At 61.9% G+C, this 1,080-nt stretch carries 2 protein-coding genes; both read right to left on the bottom strand.

Annotation, left to right across the window (positions count from 1 at the left end):
* Positions 1–66: 66 nt before the first annotated feature.
* Positions 67–321 carry a hypothetical protein gene (locus tag MCHLDSM_RS36500; RefSeq protein WP_082169012.1) on the bottom strand — a complete coding sequence of 85 codons (255 nt, stop codon included), beginning with the start codon at positions 319–321 and terminating at the stop codon, positions 67–69.
* A gap of 98 nt (positions 322–419) precedes the next feature.
* Positions 420–629, bottom strand: coding sequence for a heavy-metal-associated domain-containing protein (locus MCHLDSM_RS21690; protein ID WP_048471962.1), 210 nt, complete (start codon positions 627–629; stop codon positions 420–422).
* Between the last annotated feature and the right edge of the window lie 451 nt (positions 630–1,080).

Below are 1,080 nucleotides of genomic sequence, written 5' to 3'. Positions count from 1 at the left end.
CCTTTCTGAACTGGCCTGATTGATGCGTAGAGAACACCAATCCTCCCAGCTCAAGGGGCACTTTCCTCATTCCGACACCCCACGACCAACCAATTTATCGGTGGATCGAGGCTTAGGGACGCATCCAGCACAGCACAACCAGTAGGTGCGCCCGGCGTACTGGCGGACCCAGCCCTTGGCTTCAGCTTTGGCCTTGGCCACGAACCGTCCGGGCATGACCGGGCACTCGGCTGCGTCGACGCCCGGGTCCACCGAGTCGTGATCGTGCTCGTGCTCGTGGTGGTGATGGCTGGTGCCGGTGGCAGCGCCGTGATCTGTCATGGTTGAGGGTGTCCTTTCGGGTCCAGGCTCAGACGTCGGCCAATCGCTGCCAACGTGGCGGTTTGGCTGTTCAAGACTCTTGAGCGGCGAACAAGTCATCAGACGCGCACCGCGGTATAGCCAGCTTCGTCGACAGCGGCGAGTACAGCCGCATCGTCGATCGGCTCGGTGCTGGTGACGACCAGCCTGCCGGTCGCCGTGCTGACGTCGACGTCCTCGACACCGTCGATCCCACCGACTTCCTCGCGCACCGACATCTCGCAGTGCCCGCAGGTCATGCCTGTCACCTGGTATTCGCTGGTGGCCATGATGTATTCCTTCCTCGCTAGCTGTGGGCAATGACTATGTAGGCAGCGCCTTTCGCCGCATCGCGAAGGCGCCAACCGACGGTCACCTGCTTGCGCACATGACACAGCTCCTTCATACCCCGGTGGGGTATCTACACAAGGAGACAATATACCCCCCGTGGGTATTCCGCCAGTGTCGGTCATTCGCGTCTTCGCCACAGCCAGGAACGGATGTCCGCTGGAATCGGGTTGGCGACGCCATGTGGAGGCTCGCACCGCGAGACCGGCCATCTCCGGGCCCGTTGTTCTACGGTGTGAGTACGTAGATAGGATGGCGGGCGGCGCGGACTGACCGCGGTTCCACATGCTGAAAGGACTCTCAATGAAGAAGTCAAGCCGCGGCGGTGACCGGGGGTGAATCAGGTTGCCAGGTCCGGTTGTCACGGATGAGGGCGTAGAGAACGTTGGTGCG

This window comes from Mycolicibacterium chlorophenolicum (assembly GCF_001044235.1).
Classification (GTDB): domain Bacteria; phylum Actinomycetota; class Actinomycetes; order Mycobacteriales; family Mycobacteriaceae; genus Mycobacterium; species Mycobacterium chlorophenolicum.
This window is presented reverse-complemented; position numbering and strand designations above follow the sequence as displayed.

Bases quoted from the DNA above. Each gene is read 5' to 3' on its own strand.
- MCHLDSM_RS36500 (WP_082169012.1), bottom strand. From the start codon at position 321: ATGACAGATCACGGCGCTGCCACCGGCACCAGCCATCACCACCACGAG.
- MCHLDSM_RS21690 (WP_048471962.1), bottom strand. From the start codon at position 629: ATGGCCACCAGCGAATACCAGGTGACAGGCATGACCTGCGGGCACTGC.